Source organism: Aquabacterium sp. (assembly GCF_036279655.1).
In the GTDB taxonomy this organism is placed as follows: domain Bacteria; phylum Pseudomonadota; class Gammaproteobacteria; order Burkholderiales; family Burkholderiaceae_C; genus Aquabacterium.
Map to the genome: position 1 here is coordinate 12947 of NZ_DASUIT010000057.1, position 16221 is coordinate 29167.

Here is a 16221-nt window from a genome sequence, read left to right on the forward strand (position 1 = left end):
GGGCGCGGCATTGGCACGCTTGATGCATTGCATCTCACGGTATTACTTTTTGTTCAACCCGTAATAACCGTGAATGGGCTCAATCATGATCAGTAAGGCAGTAGCAAAGCGTCTGTTGGGTGGCGTCAAGGCGTGGGTGGTGGCCTCGGTGCTGGTGGGTGGTTCGCAAGCCGGGTGGGCTGCGCAGCCCCTGAAGATCGGCTACAGCGACTGGCCGGGCTGGGTGGCCTGGCAGGTGGCCATCGACAAGGGTTGGTTCAAGCAGGCCGGCGTGGATGTCAAGTTCGAATGGTTTGATTACTCGGCCTCCATGGAGGCGTTTTCCGCAGGCAAGATCGATGCGGTCACGGTGACCAACGGGGATGCCCTGGTCACGGGCGCAGCCGGTGCCAAGAGCGTGATGATCATGCTGACCGACTACTCCAATGGCAACGACATGATCATCGGCAGGCCGGGCATCAAGTCGGTCAAGGACCTCAAGGGCAAGAAGGTGGCGGTCGAGGTGGGGCTGGTCGAGCACCTGCTGTTGCTCAATGGGCTCAAGAAGGCCGGGCTCAAGGAGTCCGATGTCACCCTGGTGAACGCCAAGACCAATGAGATGCCCCAGGTGCTGGCCTCCGGCGATGTGGCCGCCGTGGGCGCCTGGCAGCCGATTGCCGGTCAGGCCATCAAGGGCACGCCCGGCGCGCGACCCATCCTGACCTCGGCCCATGAACCGGGCCTGATCTACGACGTGCTGACCGTCAATCCGGCCAGCCTGTCGGCCCGCAAGGCCGATTGGCAGAAGGTGGTGGGCGTGTGGGACAAGGTGGTCAGCTACATCGAGGACCCCAAAACCAAGGCGGATGCGGTCAAGATCATGGCCGCTCGCGTGGGGGTGCCGCCCGAGACCTATGCCCAGTTCCTCAAGGGCACCAAGCTGCTGTCTTTGAAGGAGGGCAAGCAGGTCATGCTCAAGGGCGAGGGCTTCAAGTCCCTGTACGGGTCCTCCAGGATCGCCGATGACTTCAATGTCCAGAACGGGGTCTACAAGACGCCTCAAGCGATCGACAGCTACATCGATCCCAGCCTGACCAGCGCAGCAGCCAAGTAAGGCGCGAAGCCCCACTCACCACCCTGGCGGGAGACGAGTCATGAGTCATACCGGATGGTTTGCCGTGCGCGCGGCACTCTCGCCCAGGCGCAAGCTGCTGCTGGGGGTGGGGTCCTTCGTGCTGCCGCTGCTGCTGTGGTGTGCGGTCAGCTACCTGCCTTTTCTGTGGCATCCGCAGGTGCTGATCACCCACCCCGGTGACGTGGCTTATTTCGAGCTCGACATGCGGGTCGACCGGGCGGTCTTTGACGAAGAGTCACAGGCCATGCGGGAGGCCGGGCAGCGCCCTCCGGTGGGCGAGCCGGCCAATCCGGTCTACCTGCCTGCACCTCACGAGGTGGCGCGAGCCTTCTACACCGCCTTCACGACCGAGCCCGTGCAACGCGATGCGCCGTGGTTGCACGAGAGCCTGTGGCACAGCATGCAGATCATCTTCTGGGGCTTTGTGCTCTCGTCGCTGGTGGGTGTCCCTCTGGGCATCGTGTGCGGTACCTACAGCAGCATCGCGCGGCTCAACGAGCCTTTCATCGAGTTCTTTCGCTACCTGCCGGCCCCGGCCTTCGGGGCACTGGCGGTGGCCATCCTGGGCATCCATGATGGACCCAAGATCGCCATCATCGTGATCGGCACTTTTTTCCAGCAGGTGCTGGTGATCGCCAACACCACACGCAAGCTGGACTTTGCGCTGCTGGAGGCCGCCATGACCCTGGGGACCCGGCGCTGGCGCCTGATCTCGCGGGTGGTGGTGCCGGGCATCCTGCCCGATCTGTACCGCGATCAGCGCGTGCTGCTGGGCTGGGCATGGACCTACCTGATCGTGGCCGAGCTGATCGGCACCAGCTCGGGCATCACCTTCTTCATCACCCAGCAGGCGCGCTATCAGCACTTCGACAACGTGTACGCCGCCATCGCGATGATCGGCATCATCGGTCTGGGCGTGGATTTGCTGCTGGCCTGGCTGGGCCGGCGCCTCTTTCCCTGGGACCGCTCCCAGGGCAAGCACTGAGCACACAAGGGGATCGCCATGACGGTTTCATACCTGGATCAGTCCGATGCTGTGCGTGCACGCTTTGACAGGCTCAAGCAGCGCGAGCTCATCCTGGAGGTCAAGGGCCTGGGCAAGACCTATGAGTCGCACCAGGGGCCGGTGACGGCGCTCAAGGACATCCACTTCAAGACCCATCGCCGCGAGTTCGTGTGCGTGATCGGGCCTTCGGGTTGCGGCAAATCGACCTTGATCCGCATTCTGGCGGGGCTGGAGTCGCACACCGCCGGAGAGGTGCTGCTGGACGGCAAGCCGGTGACAGGCCCTGGCCGTGATCGGGGCATGGTGTTCCAGGGCTATACGCTGTTTCCGTGGCTGACGGTCAAGAAGAACGTCATGTTCGGCCTGGAGATGAACAATGCCGGCCGCAATGAGGCCGAAAGCCAGGCCCGTCAGTGGCTGGAGCTGGTGGGCCTGAGCAAGTTCGCCGATGCCTATCCGCACCAGTTGTCTGGCGGCATGAAGCAGCGCGTGGCCATTGCCCGCGCGCTGGCCAACCAGCCTCGCATCCTCCTGATGGACGAGCCCTTCGGGGCGCTGGACGCGCAGACCCGCGCCAAGATGCAGGCCCATCTGCTGGAGATCTGGAAGAACATCGACATCACCATCCTCTTCATCACCCACGATCTGGATGAAGCCATCTTTCTGGCCGACCGCATTCTGGTGCTCAAGGCCCACCCGGGTGAGGTGCAGGAGTTGATCGAGGTGCCGGTGCCGCGTCCTCGTCACGCCATGCAGGTGGGCAGCCCCGAGTTCCAGGCGACCAAGGCCCGCCTGGAGGCGCTGATCCACCCGCCGGCCCCGGCCCACGAATCCCATGAGGACGACGAGGTGATCCCTCAGGTGATCCGCCTCACGGATGTGTCCGACAACGTCGAGTGAGGGGGCACCATGTTCTGGTCTCACATCACCTGGCCCGAGTTGCCGGATCGCCTGGCCCAGGCGGGCCAGGCTGCCATCTTGCCCGTGGGCGCCACCGAGCAGCACGGCCCCCACATGGGATGCGGCATGGACACGGAGATCGCTGACAAGCTGTGCCGCGCGGTGTCGCAGCGCACATCGGTGCCGATGTTGCCGCCTCTGCCCTATGGTTGTTCGCTGGGCCACAGTCGACGCTGGCCGGGCACCATCCCCGTGCAGCCCATCACCTTGATCGAGCTGGTCAAGCAGATCGGCGATGGGGCGTATCACAGCGGTGTGCGGCGCCTGTTCATCGTCAACACGCATGTGACGAATGCGGCGCCACTGCGCTGCGCCCTGGAGATGCTGCGGGCGGAGCATGACGACCTGATGGTGGCCGTGATCAATTCACCCGACATCAGCGAGCGCGTGCGCCGCTTTCACTTCGCCGATGCGGCCGACTGGCATGCCAACGACGCGGAGACCTCCTTGATGCTGGCGGTGTCGCCCGAGATCGTGCGGCCCGAGCGGATGGCGCAGGCGGACGATCCCGATCGCACCGAGGGGCAGGTGTTTGCGCACCCGGTCAATCGCACCAGCCTCAATGGGGTCACGGGCTACCCCAGCCAGGCCAGCGCCGAGAAGGGGCGTGAGGCTTTTGGCTGGATGGTGGATGACCTGTCGGCCCTGATCCAGCGCGGTCTGTCGCAGACCCCACCCCTGGCGCATTCCTATTCGGATCCGGTGGCCTGAGCCATCGCCCTTTGCTTGTCCCCTCACTGACGGAGTTTCTCCATGCATTCCCCCGAACAAGTCCAGGTCATCATGCAGTCCCTGAAAGACAAGGGCGTGAAGTACTGCATTGGTGCCTACGTTGACATCCATGGCATTCAGAAGGCCAAGGTGGTGCCCATTGACCATCTGCCACAGATGGCCGCAGGCTCCGAGCGCTACACGGGCTATGCCGTCGATGGCCTGGGCCAGGCGCCCAATGACGATGAGATCACTTCCGTGCCCGATCTGAACCACATCGTTCAACTGCCCTGGGAGCCCAAGGTGGCCTGGATGCCGGCCGACAACCACTTCCAGGGACAGCCCTATCCGCTGAGCACCCGCGTGGCGCTCAAGAACGTGCTGGCCCAGGCCGCCGAGATGGGCCTGGGCATGAACCTGGGCATCGAGTGCGAGATCTACCTGCTCAAGCAGCAGGACGACGGCCGCCTGGTGATCCCCAACCCCGACGACAAGCTGGCCAAGGCCTGCTATGACGTGCGCGGCTTCATGGACAGCTTTGGCTGGCTGGACAAGGTGGGCTCGTGCATCAACGATCTGGGCTGGGACCTGTATTCCTTCGACCATGAAGATGCCAATGGGCAGTTCGAGTTCGATTTCAATTTCAGCGATGCCCTGACCACCTGCGATCGGCTGACCTTCTTTCGCATGATGGCCAAGCACTATGCCAAGGAGGAGGGGCTGATCGCGACCATGATGCCCAAGCCCTTTGCCGACAAGACCGGCACGGGGGCGCATTTCAACATGTCGCTCTATGACCTGCGGAGCGGCAAGAACCTGTTCGCCTGCGATCCCAAGGAGGACCCGCGCGGCATCGGGCTCACGCCGCTGGGCTATCAGTTCGTGGCGGGCATCCTCAAGCACGGGCGTGCCTTGTGTGCCGTGTTCGCGCCCACCGTCAACAGCTACAAGCGCCTGGTGCGTCGTGGGGCGATGAACTATTTTTCGTGGGCACCGGTGTTCAACTCCTATGGCTCGAACAACCGGACCAATTCGGTGCGCATCCCCGCTGGCGGTGGGCGCTGCGAGTCGCGCAATGCCGATGGCGCGGTGAACCCGTATCTGGCCGCCACCCTGGCCCTGGCGGCGGGCCTGGAAGGCATCCGCGAGGGGCTGGACCCGGGGGCGGCCAATGAGGACAATCTGTACGAGCTCAGCGAAGCGCAGCGCCAGGAGCGGGGCATCCATTTCCTGCCGCAGACCCTGCAGGAGGCGGTGCAGGCCTTTGCAGATGACCCTCTGGTCGAGCGCACGCTGGGCCGTGCCTTGCGCGATGAGTTCATCAAGTACAAGACCGAAGAGTGGGAGGCCTACCACCTGGCCGTGAGCCAGTGGGAAGTCGACCGCTACAGCTACATGTTCTGAGGTGGGCATGAACGATTCCGTTGAGACACGCGCCAGCCAGGTCACGCGCATCAGCATCTCCATGCCCGAAGAGCTGCTGATGGCGCTCGACGAGATGGTGGCCGGAAGCGGCTTTGACAGCCGCTCCCAGGCCATCGGGGCGATGATCAACGCGCAGTTGCTGGAGCACAAGCGTCAACTGGGCAATGAGGTGATGATGGGCACCATCACCTTGCTCTATGACCGCTCGGTGCGCGGCCTGCAAAAGCAACTGGCCGATCTGCAGTGTTCGCACATCGACGAGGTGATCAGCTCGCTGCACGTGCATCTGGTGGGCCAGCAGATGTTGGAGGTCGTGCTGGTGCAGGGCCCGGCCAGCACGCTGCAGGCCATTGCCAATGCCATGACCACCCTGCGTGGTGTGATCACTGGTCGGCTGCAGTTGATGGCCGCCACCATGCCGCCACTTCATCCCTTGCCGCCCGGTCGCTGAGCCCGGGCAGCCCCGCCCTCAGTCGTCGATCAGCACCATCACGTCCTGACCGGCGGCCACGGCCCCGCCTTCGCGGCACAGCAGCGTGTGCACGGTCGCATCGGTCGTGGCCACGATGCTGAACTCCATCTTCATCGACTCGACCACCAGCAGTACATCGCCTGCCTGGACGTGCTGCCCCTCAGTGACGGCCACACGCCAGACATTGCCAGGCACGGTGCTGGCCACCGCGCGGCCCCCTTCGGGCAAGTCGAGCTCGCTGTCTGGACCCGCAGCGGCCACGTCGGCATCGCTGGCGTACTCGATCTGTCCTGCTGCGGCCCAGCGTTCACGTTCGGCCTCGAAGGACAGCTGCTGGCGCTGCTTGAACGCGCCGATGCTTTCGGCGTTGTCGGCCAGAAAGCGCCGGTAGTCCTTGAGGCTGAACGTCGAGGGCTCGATGCGCAAGGGGTAGCCCCCATGGGGGAAGTCTGCGCGGATGCGCAGCAGCTCGTCTTCGCTGACGGGGTAGAAGCGGATCTGGTCAAAGAAGCGCAGCAGCCAGGGCTGGCTGAACGCGCCGTGCTCCGGCCCGTGACGCCAGCGGTTCCACATTTGCAAGGTGCGGCCGACGAACTGGTAGCCACCGGGCCCCTCCATGCCGTAGATACACATGTAGGCACCACCGATGCCCACGGCGTTCTCGGGCGTCCAGGTGCGCGCCGGGTTGTACTTGGTGGTGACCAGGCGGTGGCGCGGATCCACCGGCGTGGCCACGGGGGCACCCAGGTACACGTCGCCCAGGCCCAGCACCAGATAGCTGGCCTCGAAGACGATCTTGAAGACCTCGTCGATGCTGTCCAGTCCATTGATGCGGCGGATGAACTCGATGTTGCTGGGGCACCAGGGCGCATCCTTGCGCACGGACTGCATGTACTTCTCGATGGCCAGACGCGTCTGAGCGTCGTCCCACGACAAGGGCAGATGCACGATGCGCGTGGGCACGGTGATGTCGTCCAGCAGGGGCAGTGCATCTTCGGTGGCCAACAGCACGTGCAACAGCTCGCTGCGCGGCAAACGGGCCGGGTCGAAGTGGATCTGCAGTGAGCGGATGCCGGGTGTCATGTCGAGCACGCCGTCCAGCCCCCGACCACCGTTCAGCGCCTTCAGCGCTTCCATCAGAGCGTGGACGCGAAAGCGCAACTCCAGATCCAGCACCAGGGGGCCGAACTCGGCCAGCAGGTAGCGGTCGCCGGCCTGGCGCACCAGCAGGCGCGGCTTTTCGCCTTCCTTCGGCACGTCGGCCAGGATGGGACTCACGCAGGCCTCGGCTTGATCTTGCGGGGGGGGTGGCAAGGCGGCGGCCTGAGTGCGGATACAGGCCTCCAGGGCGTGCTCGCGCGCGGCGGCCTGCTCGGCCGAGATGCGGTGAAAGCGCACCGTGTCACCGGGGCGCAGTTGGCCCATCTTCCACAGCTCGGCGTTCACCACCACCGCCGGGCAGACAAAGCCCCCCAGGCTGGGCCCGTCCGGACCCAGGATCACCGGCATGTCCCCGGTGAAGTCGATGGCGCCGATGGCGTAGGCGTTGTCGTGGATGTTGGAGGGGTGCAGGCCGGCTTCGCCACCATCGGTGCGTGCCCAGGTGGGGCGGGGTCCGATCAGGCGCACACCGGTGCGGCTGGAGTTGTAATGCACCTCCCAGTCGGTGGCAAAGAAGGTCCGGATGTCCTCGTCAAGGAAAAAGTCCGGCGCCCCATGCGGGCCGTAGAGCACGCCGATGTCCCAATGGCGATCGTAGCGGGGGATGGCCTCGGGGGCGGTGGCACGTTCAGGCGTGCCGGTGCCGGGTGCGGCCAGATGCAGCACATCACCCACGCGCAGCAGGCGCCCGGCATGGCCGCCGAACTGACCCAGCGTGAAGGTCGACCGACTGCCCAGGTACAGGGGCGTGTCCAGCCCACCGCTCACGGCCAGGTAAATGCGACAGCCGGCTTCGGCCCGGCCCAGGCTCAGTTGGGATCCTGCGGGCACAGGGTGGCTTTGCCACATGGCCAGGGGTTGGCCATCGAGCGTGAGGCTCACGGGCGCCCCCGTCACGGCGATCACGGCCTCGGCATTGAACTTCAGCGTGGGGCCCGAGAGCGTGCATTCCAGCGTGGCGGCATCGCTGGCATTGCCCACCAGTTGATTGGCCATGCGGTGGGCATAGGCATCCATGGGGCCGGAGGGCGGCACGCCCACGTCCCAGTAGCCCTGTCGCCCAGGCCAGTCCTGGACCGAGGTCTGCACGCCGGCGGCCACCACGTCGATGGTGGCGGGGCGGTAGACAAAGTCGCTGAGAAAACGCGTGACCTGGCGGCCTTCGCGAAAGACCGCTGTCTGCACGACCTGTCTCAGGTAGGCCAGATTGGTCTCGATGCCGTCCACCCTTGTGTCGGCCAGGGCCTGGTCCAGTTGCGTCAAGGCAGCGTCACGGTCATCGGCGGTGACGATGATCTTGGCCAGCATGGGGTCATACCAGGCGGGGACGTCCGTGCCGCGTTCGACCCAGGCGTCGACGCGCGCCTGTGTGGGGAAGATCACCTCGGTGAGCAGCCCTGCGCTGGGCTGGAAGTTCTTGCCCGGATCTTCGGCGTAGAGCCGCACCTGGATGGCCGCGCCGTGTGGCGTGAGAACCTGCTCCGCCAGGGCTGGCAGATCGCCCGAGGCCAGTCGCACCATCCATTCGACCAGATCGACGCCATAGACCTGCTCGGTCACGCCGTGTTCGACCTGCAGCCGGGTGTTGACCTCCAGGAAGTAGAACCGACCCGAGTCGGCGTCAACGACGAATTCCACGGTGCCGGCCGATCGGTAGTTCACGGCCTGGGCCAGGCGAACCGCCGTGGCATGCAGGGCTTCGCGTTGGGCTGCACTCAGGCCGGGGGCGGGCGTCTCTTCGATGACCTTCTGGTTGCGGCGTTGCACCGAGCAGTCGCGCTCGCCCAGGGCCACCACGGTGCCCTGGCCATCCCCGAAGACCTGGACCTCGATGTGGCGGGCGCGTTCGACGAACTTTTCAAGAAAGAGGCCGGCATCCTTGAAATTGGCGGATGCCAGCCGCTGCACCGAGGCAAAGGCTTCGGCCAGTTCGGCCTCGCTGCGCAGCAGGCGCATGCCGATGCCGCCGCCGCCAGCAGTGCTCTTGAGCATCACGGGGTAGCCGATGCGCTGTGCCTGGGCGCGGGCATCGGCCACATCGCTCAACAGGCCCGAGCCAGGCAGCAGGGGCACGGCATGGGTTGTGGCGAGTTCTCGGGCCGTGTGCTTCAGGCCGAAGGCGCGCATCTGATCGGCGCTGGGGCCGATGAAGGCGATGCCGGCGGCCTCGCAGGCCTGGGCGAAGTCGGGGTTCTCCGACAGGAAGCCATAGCCAGGGTGGATGGCCTGGGCGCCTGTGCGAAGGGCGATCTCCAGGATCGTGTCGGCACGCAGATAACTCTCGGCGGCCGGTGCCGGGCCGATGCAGTGGGCCTCGTCGGCCTCTCGCACATGGCGCGCTCCGGCATCGGCCTCGGAGTACACCGCCACGCTGCGGATGCCCATCTTCTTGAGCGTGCGGATGATGCGGCAGGCGATGGCGCCACGGTTGGCGATGAGAACCTTGTCGAACATGGTGTCCTGTGGCGGGCCGTCCCGCAGGGGGTGTCGCGCGTCAGGTCGTCCTGCCGGCCATGGATGAGGCAATGCTCAGACGGGATCCCACACCAGCAACTGGATGGGGGTGGGGTTGTAGGCGTTGCAAGGGTTGTTGAGTTGCGGGCAGTTGGAGATCAGCACCCACAGGTCCATCTCGGCGCGCATTTCCACGTACTTGCCGGGACCGGAGACACCATCGGCGAAGGTGAGCTGGCCATCGTCCGTCACGGGCACGTTCATGAAGAAATTGATGTTGGGCACCAGATCGCGCTTGCCCAGGCCGATGTCCGCATGCTGCAAGGCGATCAGGTAGTTGTCGCGGCAGCTGTGCATGAACTTCTTTTGCAGGGCATAGCGCACGGTGTTGCTCTCGGCTGCACAGGCGCCGCCCAGGGTGTCATGACGCCCGCAGGTGTCCGCCACGATGGTCAGCATGGGGCGGCCTTCATTGCTCTGCAGCACCGAACCTGTGGTCAGGTAGATGCCGCCCTGGGCGAGCATGGTGTCGGTGGCGCTGTAGTGCTCGGCCAGATCGTCCCGGCTGTAGAAGATCACGTCGGCCGCCTGGTTGCCTTCGAGGTCGACGATGCGCAGCGTCTGCCCCCGGTCGAGCTGGAACAGGATGGGCTCGCCGGCGGGGTGGCGCTGGTTGATCACGGCCTGGGCGGGGTCCAGAGGACTGTCCTGCAGGCGGATGGCGGCGGCGCTGGATGGGATGGCGGTCATGGTGCGGTCCCTCACAGGTAGAGCATGTCGGTGTTGTGGTGGGCGCGAGCGTTCTCGCCGCAGAAGGTGCGGCAGTCATCGTCTGCGGGAGCCGGGCCACTGCGCCAGGCCACGATGCCCACTTTCCTGGGGGCATAGGTGGGCGAGGGGTCCAGGGGATGGGGTGCGGTCGACAGTGCCAGCACCAGGTCCATGTCGCAGCGCAACTCGACCATGTCCCCGACGTGCGCATGCGATGAGGCAAAGTCGAAGCGGCCCTCGGCGTCGACGCTGACCTTGCTGAACAGGTTGACCGGGGCGATCAGGTCACGTCGGCTCAGGCCGTGCTTGCCGATCTCGATGAGCAGACCGTCCTTGCCGGAGCGGTGCATGGCATTGCGGTGTTGCTCGAAGCGGTGCTCACCATAGCGCTGCGCCATGCGCTGGCTGTCCAGCAGCGCCCCCATGGGGTCGTGCCAGCCCAGGCTGTCTGCGGTGATGCTGGCCATGGCACGCCCCATGTCGCTCATCAGGACATGACCACGTGTGTAGCGTGCTGTGTGCTGGGCCTTGAGCGAGTCGGGCATGTTGTAGCGCTCCAGCTTGTCATGGGCCGCATAGAGCACGACGCTGACGTTGGCGCCGGCCTCCAGGGCCACGAAGCGCAGGGCCGTGCCGCGTGACAGGCGCCAGGACCAGTGGCCCCCGCCGGGCACGATCTCCGACCACATGATCCGGTCGTCGGGCAGACCGATCAGGGCTGAGGCGGGAAAGCGCTGCCAGTGGGGCAGGGCATCCACCGCAGAGTCCTTGAGAGGGGGCGTGAGAGAGATGCTGGACATGCACAGACTCCGGAGGAGGATCCACAAAAGACGAGAGACGCTTGTGCTTGCACAAGAATCTCCCGGGCTTTTGTCCCTCCGTGGAGCCGCACGGATGCGGCCGACCGCTCTCGGACCAGGCAAGCCCTCCAGAATCTGGACGGCTTCGGAACCCTAGCGCTCATTGCTTCTCTCTGTCGATGTCAAGCAAGACAGATGCCAGACGTTGCGCGCCAGCTTGGTGCGTGGGCCACATCGCATGGCGTGCGCCCAGGGATCAAGTAAGCTCTGTGCATCGCCACTTTCCTCTCGCCCTCCATGCTGACTGCCCGCTCCGATCGTGTCCTCGCCGTGGTGGCGCTGGTCTTGCTCGCCGCGGGGTGCCTGCTGGTCTTGTGGCCCTTCATGACCTCGCTGGTGTGGGCGGCCATTCTGGCGTCGACCAGCTGGCCGGTGTTCTCCTGGCTGGATCGGGCCGTGGGTTCGCGCCGTGCCTGGGCTGCCAGCCTGATGACCTTGCTGGTCACGGTCGTGTTGCTGGGGCCTGTCGTGGCGGTGGCCTTGGCCCTGGCCGACGACGTGAGTGCGCTTGCGCAGGCGGCCTCGCAGGTGATCAAGGAGGGCTTGCCTGCGGCACCCGCGTGGTTGTCCAAGCTGCCGGTCATCGGGCCCTCGCTGCAAAGCTACTGGCAGCAGTTTGTGCATGATGGGCAGCGCCTGATGTCTGAGCTGAGCAAATGGTCTGCGCCGGTGCAAGCGCTGGCCTTGTCGGGGGGGCGCATTGTGGGGCAGGGCGTGCTGGACATGGGCTTCTCGGTCTTCCTGGCGTTCTTCTTCTTTCTGCACGGCGAGGCACTGGCCCGCCGTCTGCGCATCGGGCTGGAGCACCTGGCGGGCTTGCGTGCCGACTATCTGCTGGGCATTGTCAAGGGCACGGTGAGCGGGGTGATCTACGGGGTGCTGGGGACGGCCCTGGCGCAGGGGGTGCTGGCCGCCACCGGCCTGGCCATCTCGGGTGTTCCCGGCGCGGTGCTGCTGGGCATGGCCACCTTCTTCCTGTCCGTGGTGCCGGTGGGGCCGCCCCTGGTCTGGGGCGGCGCTGCGATCTGGCTGTTCCAGCAGGGGCAACCGGGTTGGGCCGTGTTCATGGCCGCCTGGGGGTTCTTTCTGGTCAGCACCGTGGACAACGTCATCAAGCCCTTCATCATCAGCCGCGGCGCCAGCCTGCCGTTTGCCATCGTCTTCCTGGGGGTGCTGGGGGGCGTGCTGGCCTTTGGCGTGATCGGCGCCTTCCTGGGTCCGACCTGCCTGGCCGTGGGTTACCGCCTGATCAATGAGTGGACGGCCAATCCGCCGCAGATCACGCGTCCGGGCGAAGGGGCTTGAAGGGCTGCCGGTCGCGCAATTCGTCCACATAGGACTCGATGTGCGCGCCTTCCTGGGCCAGAAAGCGGGCCACGGCGTCCGCGAAACGTGCATCCCGCAGCCAGTGGGCTGACCAGGTCGTTGTGGGCAGCAGGCCTCGCGCCATCTTGTGCTCGCCCTGCGCGCCGCCTTCAAAACGGCCATAGCGCTGCTCGATGCACCAGGCCAGCGGAGCGTAGTAGCACAGCTCGAAGTGCAGGCAGGGGATGTGCGCCAGGGCACCCCAGTAACGCCCCCAGGCCGTGCCCTGCACGGGGTCGATGCCCAGCAGGGAGGCCGCCATGCGCTGCCCCTGGTGCTCGGCGACGAACATCAGCCACTGCGCCGGCAGGGTGCGTGCGATCTGCTGGAAGAACTCGGGGCTCAGGTAGGGTGGGGCGCCATGGGCCAGATAGGTCTGCCGGTAGCAGCGGTAGAAGAAGTCCCAGTCCTCGGGCTGGATGGCCGGGCCGACCAGGGCACGCACCTGGACACCGGCGTCTGCGACGCGACGGCGCTCCTGCTGGATCTTCTTGCGCTTGTCCCGATGCAGCGCCCCCAGAAAGTCGGCCATGTCGGCATAAGGTGGGGCACCTGGCGTGGTCAGGGACCGGTTCTCCCAGTGGAACTGCACGCCCTGGCGGATCAGCCAGCCGGCCTGCCGTGCGGCATCCAGGTCATCGCTGTCCGGGAACAGCAGGTGAGCCGATGACGCCCCCATCTGCTCTGCCAGTGTGCTGATGGCCGACAGCAGAGCTGTGCGCGCGCCCGGTTCTCGGGCCAGCAGCCGGCTACCCGGCACGGGCGTGAAGGGTGAGGCACACAGCAGCTTGGGGTAGTAGCGCAGGCCTGCGCGCTGGTGGGCATCAGCCCAGGCCCAGTCAAAGACGTATTCGCCGTAGGAGTGCGATTTGATGTAGACCACACAGGCGCCGGCCAGAGCCTCTGGGGCGTCTGCACGGTGGGCGGTCAGAAACAGGGGCACCCAGCCCGTCTCGGCCGAGGCGCAGCCGCTGTCATGCAGCGCGGCCAGCCACTCGTGACGCATGAAAGGGGTGGCTTGCAGGCCGCTGGCCAGCAAGGTATTCCACTGCCCGGCGTCGACCTCGTGGGGTGACGCGTGGGTGCGGACCTCCCAGCTCAGAGGTACCACCGCGACACCAGTTCGGCCACACAGGCGGGTTTGTCGCCGCCTTCAACTTCGATGGTGGTGCGCCAGACCTGCTGCATGCCGTGGTCTGGAAGGTCTTCCACGCTGATCAGGTGGATGTGGCAGCGGATGCGCGAGCCGGCAGGCACGGGCGCCGGGAAGCGCACCTTGTTGGCCCCGTAGTTCACGCCCATGCGCACGCCCTTGCACACCAAGCTGGACTGCAGGAACTCCGCGGTCATGGCCAGTGTCAGGAAACCGTGCGCGATGGGGCCCCCAAAGGGCGATTCGCGCCGGGCGCGTTCCGGGTCGGTGTGGATCCACTGCTGGTCACCGGTGGCATCGGCAAAACGCTGGATGCGCGCCTGATCCATCACGACCCAGTCGGTGGTGGTGATGTCCTTGCCGACCCAGTCATGCAGGTCGGCGGGCGATTCGAAGACGATCTTGTCGGGCATGGCGAATCAAGGCGGCGGGACCGCAGGGTGCGACATGCCATCGACTCTAGCAGCGCCAGGGCCAGCGTGGGCGCGGGTGGCGGGCGAGTCATGAAAAAGCCAGGGGCGGCTGTTGCGCGGGCCGCCCCTGGTCGTTCAACGGGAGATCAGTGCAGGATCAGCGGGCTTCGGAGGCCTTCTGGGGGTAACGCTGAGCCATCACGTCAAACACGGTCACGTCGTAGTTTTTGTAGGTTGCGGGCTTGGCCTTTTCAGGGGCCGGGGTGGCAACGACGGTCTTTTCGACCTTGTCTGCGTAGGCGCTGGGGAACAGCTGGTTGAGCAGCAGGCCGGTTTCAGCGTCACGGATATTGCCGGTGCGTTGGGCTTCAGCCAGTTCCGCCTTGACCTGCGCGCGGGTCAGGCCCGTGTCGGCGTGGGCGACACCGGTCAGCGAGGCCGACACGGCGATCAGGGTGGCGGCGGCAATGGAAGCGATACGGGTGGTGGTCATGGTCAGCTCCTTCAAAGAGGTGGAAAAGCGTTGTCGATGGACATGACTGTATTGATGTTGATTTGTTTGATAAATAGTGTTTCAATCAATCTATTGATGACTGAATTGAAATAATCGGCATGGACCGTCTGCAGACCATGAAGACTTTTGCCCGCGTGGTCGACGAGGGTGGCTTTGCCGCCGCTGCCCGCGTGATGGACGTGGACCAGGCCCTGGTGACGCGGCAGGTGGCCGATCTGGAAAAGCACCTGGGGGTGAAGTTGCTGGAGCGCACGACCCGCTCCATGCGCCTGACCGAGGCGGGAGAGGCCTATCTGGCGCGGTGCCGTGGCATCCTCTCCGAGGTGTCCGAGGCCGAGGCCCTGGTCAGCCGCTCGCACCAGGACATGGTGGGGCGGGTGCGCATGGCCCTGCCGACGCTGTTCGGCAAGGAGGGCATCGCCCAGCAACTGGCCGAACTGCACGAGCAGTTCCCCGATCTCGTGGTGGAGGTGGCCATGCTGGACAGGCCGGTGGATCCGGTGGCGGAGGGCTTCGACGTGGTCATCATGGAGTCGGCCTTCGGCGTGTCGGCCACGGCAGTGTCGCGGTCCTTGCTGGAGGTGCCCTTCATGCTGTGTGCGTCGCCCGCCTATCTGCGCAAGCACCCGATGCCGATGCATCCTCGTGATCTGGCTGCGCACCATGCCGTGGCGCAGTGGGCCTCGGGCGAGGCCGGCAGTGCCCAGGAGCGCTGGACGCTGGCACAGTCCGATGGCCTCGTCGAGAGTGTGGATCTGCGGGTGGCTTTGCGCACCAACACCTATGCCTTGAGCCTGGAGGCCGTGCGCTGCGGCATGGGCATTGGCCGTTTGACGCCCAGGCTGCTGGCCGATGACCTGGCTGCAGGGCGCCTGGTGCACCTGCTGCCCGGGTGGCGTGCGGGGCAGTTGTCCTTCAGCCTGGTGTACCCGGGGCGCCGCATGTTGCCCCGGCGGGTGCGTCACGTGATCGATGCCATCGTGGCGCGATGTGCGGAGCTGAATCAGACCCTCACGCGCGCATGCCCAGCGGCTGAGTGTCTTGCCAGTGAGTGACACGTCGGGTGCGCTCGGCGGGTGCCGGCGTGCGGGCGACCACCCACACCGAGACCTCCCGGGCGCCGGCCACCCACAGCGTGCGGGCGATCTCGTTGAGCGTGGCGCCGGTGGTCAGCACGTCGTCGACCACGGCCACATGGCGCCCTCGGATCAGCGCCGCCTGTGCCGGTGGCACCGTGAAAGCGCCCCGGATCTGCAGTTCACGTTCATCGGCGTCCAGGGACATCAGGCGGGCTGTGTCTCGTGGCCGCAGCAGGATGTCGGTGCGCATGGGCAGGCTCAGGGCGCTGGCGATGTGCTCGGCCACCAGCGCCGCCTGGTTGTAGCCCCGCTCGCACAGGCGAGCCGCCGACAGCGGCACGGGCAGCACCAGGGTGGGCGCGCCGGCCCGCAGGCGCATCAAGGTCTTGCGCTGGCCAGGAGCCTTGAGCTCCCAGCGCTTGAGGATCTGCTCCAGTAGCAGCGCGCCCAAGGCCTGGGCCATGGCCGGGTCTTCCTTGAACTTCAGGTGGGCGATCAACTGACGCCAGGGCGAGGCGTAGTCCAGCGCTGCGACCGCGTGGTCGAACTGGGGCGGATCGTCGGCGCACTGGGGGCACAAGGCATCCCCCTGGGGGTGCAGGGCCGTCAAGGGCAGGGCGCAGCGCTGGCAGCGCAACTGCGCCATGATGTCGGGCGTCAGGCAGGTGCTGCAGAGCATGCGCCCCTGCCAGCGACGGCAGGCGCGGCACATCGTGGGCCACCACGGTCTTCCTGATTTTTTCATGGGGTCAATATACTCGCG

15 protein-coding genes and 1 riboswitch are annotated in these 16221 nt (G+C 65.8%); of the genes, 8 read left to right on the plus strand and 7 right to left on the minus strand.

Features of this window, described 5'->3' with window-relative positions; genetic code table 11:
• Positions 1–85 precede the first annotated feature (85 nt).
• Genes VFW84_RS06435 through nikR form a run of 6 tightly spaced genes read left to right on the plus strand, consistent with a single transcriptional unit; the run spans position 86 to position 5667 of the window.
• Positions 86–1093, plus strand: a complete 1008-nt coding sequence (locus tag VFW84_RS06435; RefSeq protein ID WP_329679615.1) for an ABC transporter substrate-binding protein — start codon at positions 86–88, stop codon at positions 1091–1093.
• A gap of 40 nt (positions 1094–1133) precedes the next feature.
• Positions 1134–2099 carry an ABC transporter permease gene (locus tag VFW84_RS06440; protein ID WP_329679616.1) on the plus strand — a complete coding sequence of 322 codons (966 nt, stop codon included), beginning with the start codon at positions 1134–1136 and terminating at the stop codon, positions 2097–2099.
• Between the two features lie 18 nt (positions 2100–2117).
• Positions 2118–3020 carry an ABC transporter ATP-binding protein gene (locus VFW84_RS06445; RefSeq protein ID WP_329679617.1) on the plus strand — a complete coding sequence of 301 codons (903 nt, stop codon included), beginning with the start codon at positions 2118–2120 and terminating at the stop codon, positions 3018–3020.
• Between the two features lie 9 nt (positions 3021–3029).
• On the plus strand, positions 3030–3791 hold the full coding sequence (locus VFW84_RS06450; protein WP_329679618.1) for a creatininase family protein: 762 nt from the start codon (positions 3030–3032) through the stop codon (positions 3789–3791).
• 42 nt (positions 3792–3833) lie between these two features.
• Positions 3834–5195 (plus strand): type III glutamate--ammonia ligase, encoded by a 1362-nt coding sequence (gene glnT, locus VFW84_RS06455; RefSeq protein ID WP_329679619.1) that lies wholly within the window; start codon positions 3834–3836, stop codon positions 5193–5195.
• Positions 5196–5202: 7 nt separating this feature from the next.
• Positions 5203–5667, plus strand: a complete 465-nt coding sequence (nikR, locus tag VFW84_RS06460; protein WP_329679620.1) for a nickel-responsive transcriptional regulator NikR — start codon at positions 5203–5205, stop codon at positions 5665–5667.
• An 18-nt stretch (positions 5668–5685) separates the two neighbouring features.
• On the opposite strand, the gene uca is transcribed toward nikR, so the two are convergent.
• The 3 genes from uca to VFW84_RS06475 all read right to left on the minus strand — a co-directional run bounded on the left by uca (position 5686) and on the right by VFW84_RS06475 (position 10763).
• Positions 5686–9303, minus strand: a complete 3618-nt coding sequence (uca, locus tag VFW84_RS06465) for an urea carboxylase (protein WP_329679621.1) — start codon at positions 9301–9303, stop codon at positions 5686–5688.
• 75 nt (positions 9304–9378) lie between these two features.
• Entirely contained in the window at positions 9379–10053 is a 675-nt protein-coding gene (locus VFW84_RS06470) for an urea amidolyase associated protein UAAP2 (RefSeq protein ID WP_329679622.1), read from the minus strand.
• Between the two features lie 11 nt (positions 10054–10064).
• Positions 10065–10763, minus strand: a complete 699-nt coding sequence (locus VFW84_RS06475) for an urea amidolyase associated protein UAAP1 (protein ID WP_329679679.1) — start codon at positions 10761–10763, stop codon at positions 10065–10067.
• Positions 10764–10931: 168 nt separating this feature from the next.
• A riboswitch (guanidine-I (ykkC/yxkD leader) is annotated at positions 10932–11042 on the minus strand.
• Positions 11043–11171: 129 nt separating this feature from the next.
• Here VFW84_RS06475 and VFW84_RS06480 point away from each other — a divergent pair.
• A complete protein-coding gene (locus VFW84_RS06480; RefSeq protein ID WP_329679623.1) occupies positions 11172–12239 on the plus strand; it encodes an AI-2E family transporter in 1068 nt (355 codons plus the stop codon).
• Here the strand turns inward: VFW84_RS06480 and VFW84_RS06485 are convergent.
• The 3 genes from VFW84_RS06485 to VFW84_RS06495 all read right to left on the minus strand — a co-directional run bounded on the left by VFW84_RS06485 (position 12214) and on the right by VFW84_RS06495 (position 14358).
• Positions 12214–13410, minus strand: a complete 1197-nt coding sequence (locus tag VFW84_RS06485; RefSeq protein WP_329679624.1) for a GNAT family N-acetyltransferase — start codon at positions 13408–13410, stop codon at positions 12214–12216. The genes VFW84_RS06480 and VFW84_RS06485 overlap by 26 nt on opposite strands.
• Positions 13398–13865: a MaoC family dehydratase gene (locus VFW84_RS06490; RefSeq protein ID WP_329679625.1), complete on the minus strand. Its 468-nt coding sequence runs from the start codon at positions 13863–13865 to the stop codon at positions 13398–13400. The genes VFW84_RS06485 and VFW84_RS06490 overlap by 13 nt, the downstream gene beginning before the upstream one ends.
• 157 nt (positions 13866–14022) lie before the next feature.
• Positions 14023–14358, minus strand: a complete 336-nt coding sequence (locus VFW84_RS06495) for a DUF4148 domain-containing protein (protein WP_329679626.1) — start codon at positions 14356–14358, stop codon at positions 14023–14025.
• A gap of 119 nt (positions 14359–14477) precedes the next feature.
• On the opposite strand from VFW84_RS06495, the gene VFW84_RS06500 reads away from it, so the two are divergent.
• Positions 14478–15434: a LysR family transcriptional regulator gene (locus VFW84_RS06500; RefSeq protein WP_329679627.1), complete on the plus strand. Its 957-nt coding sequence runs from the start codon at positions 14478–14480 to the stop codon at positions 15432–15434.
• Here the strand turns inward: VFW84_RS06500 and VFW84_RS06505 are convergent.
• Complete coding sequence (locus VFW84_RS06505; RefSeq protein WP_329679628.1) at positions 15391–16203, minus strand: ComF family protein; 813 nt, start codon at positions 16201–16203, stop codon at positions 15391–15393. The two genes, VFW84_RS06500 and VFW84_RS06505, sit on opposite strands and share 44 nt — an antisense overlap.
• Positions 16204–16221: the final 18 nt, after the last annotated feature.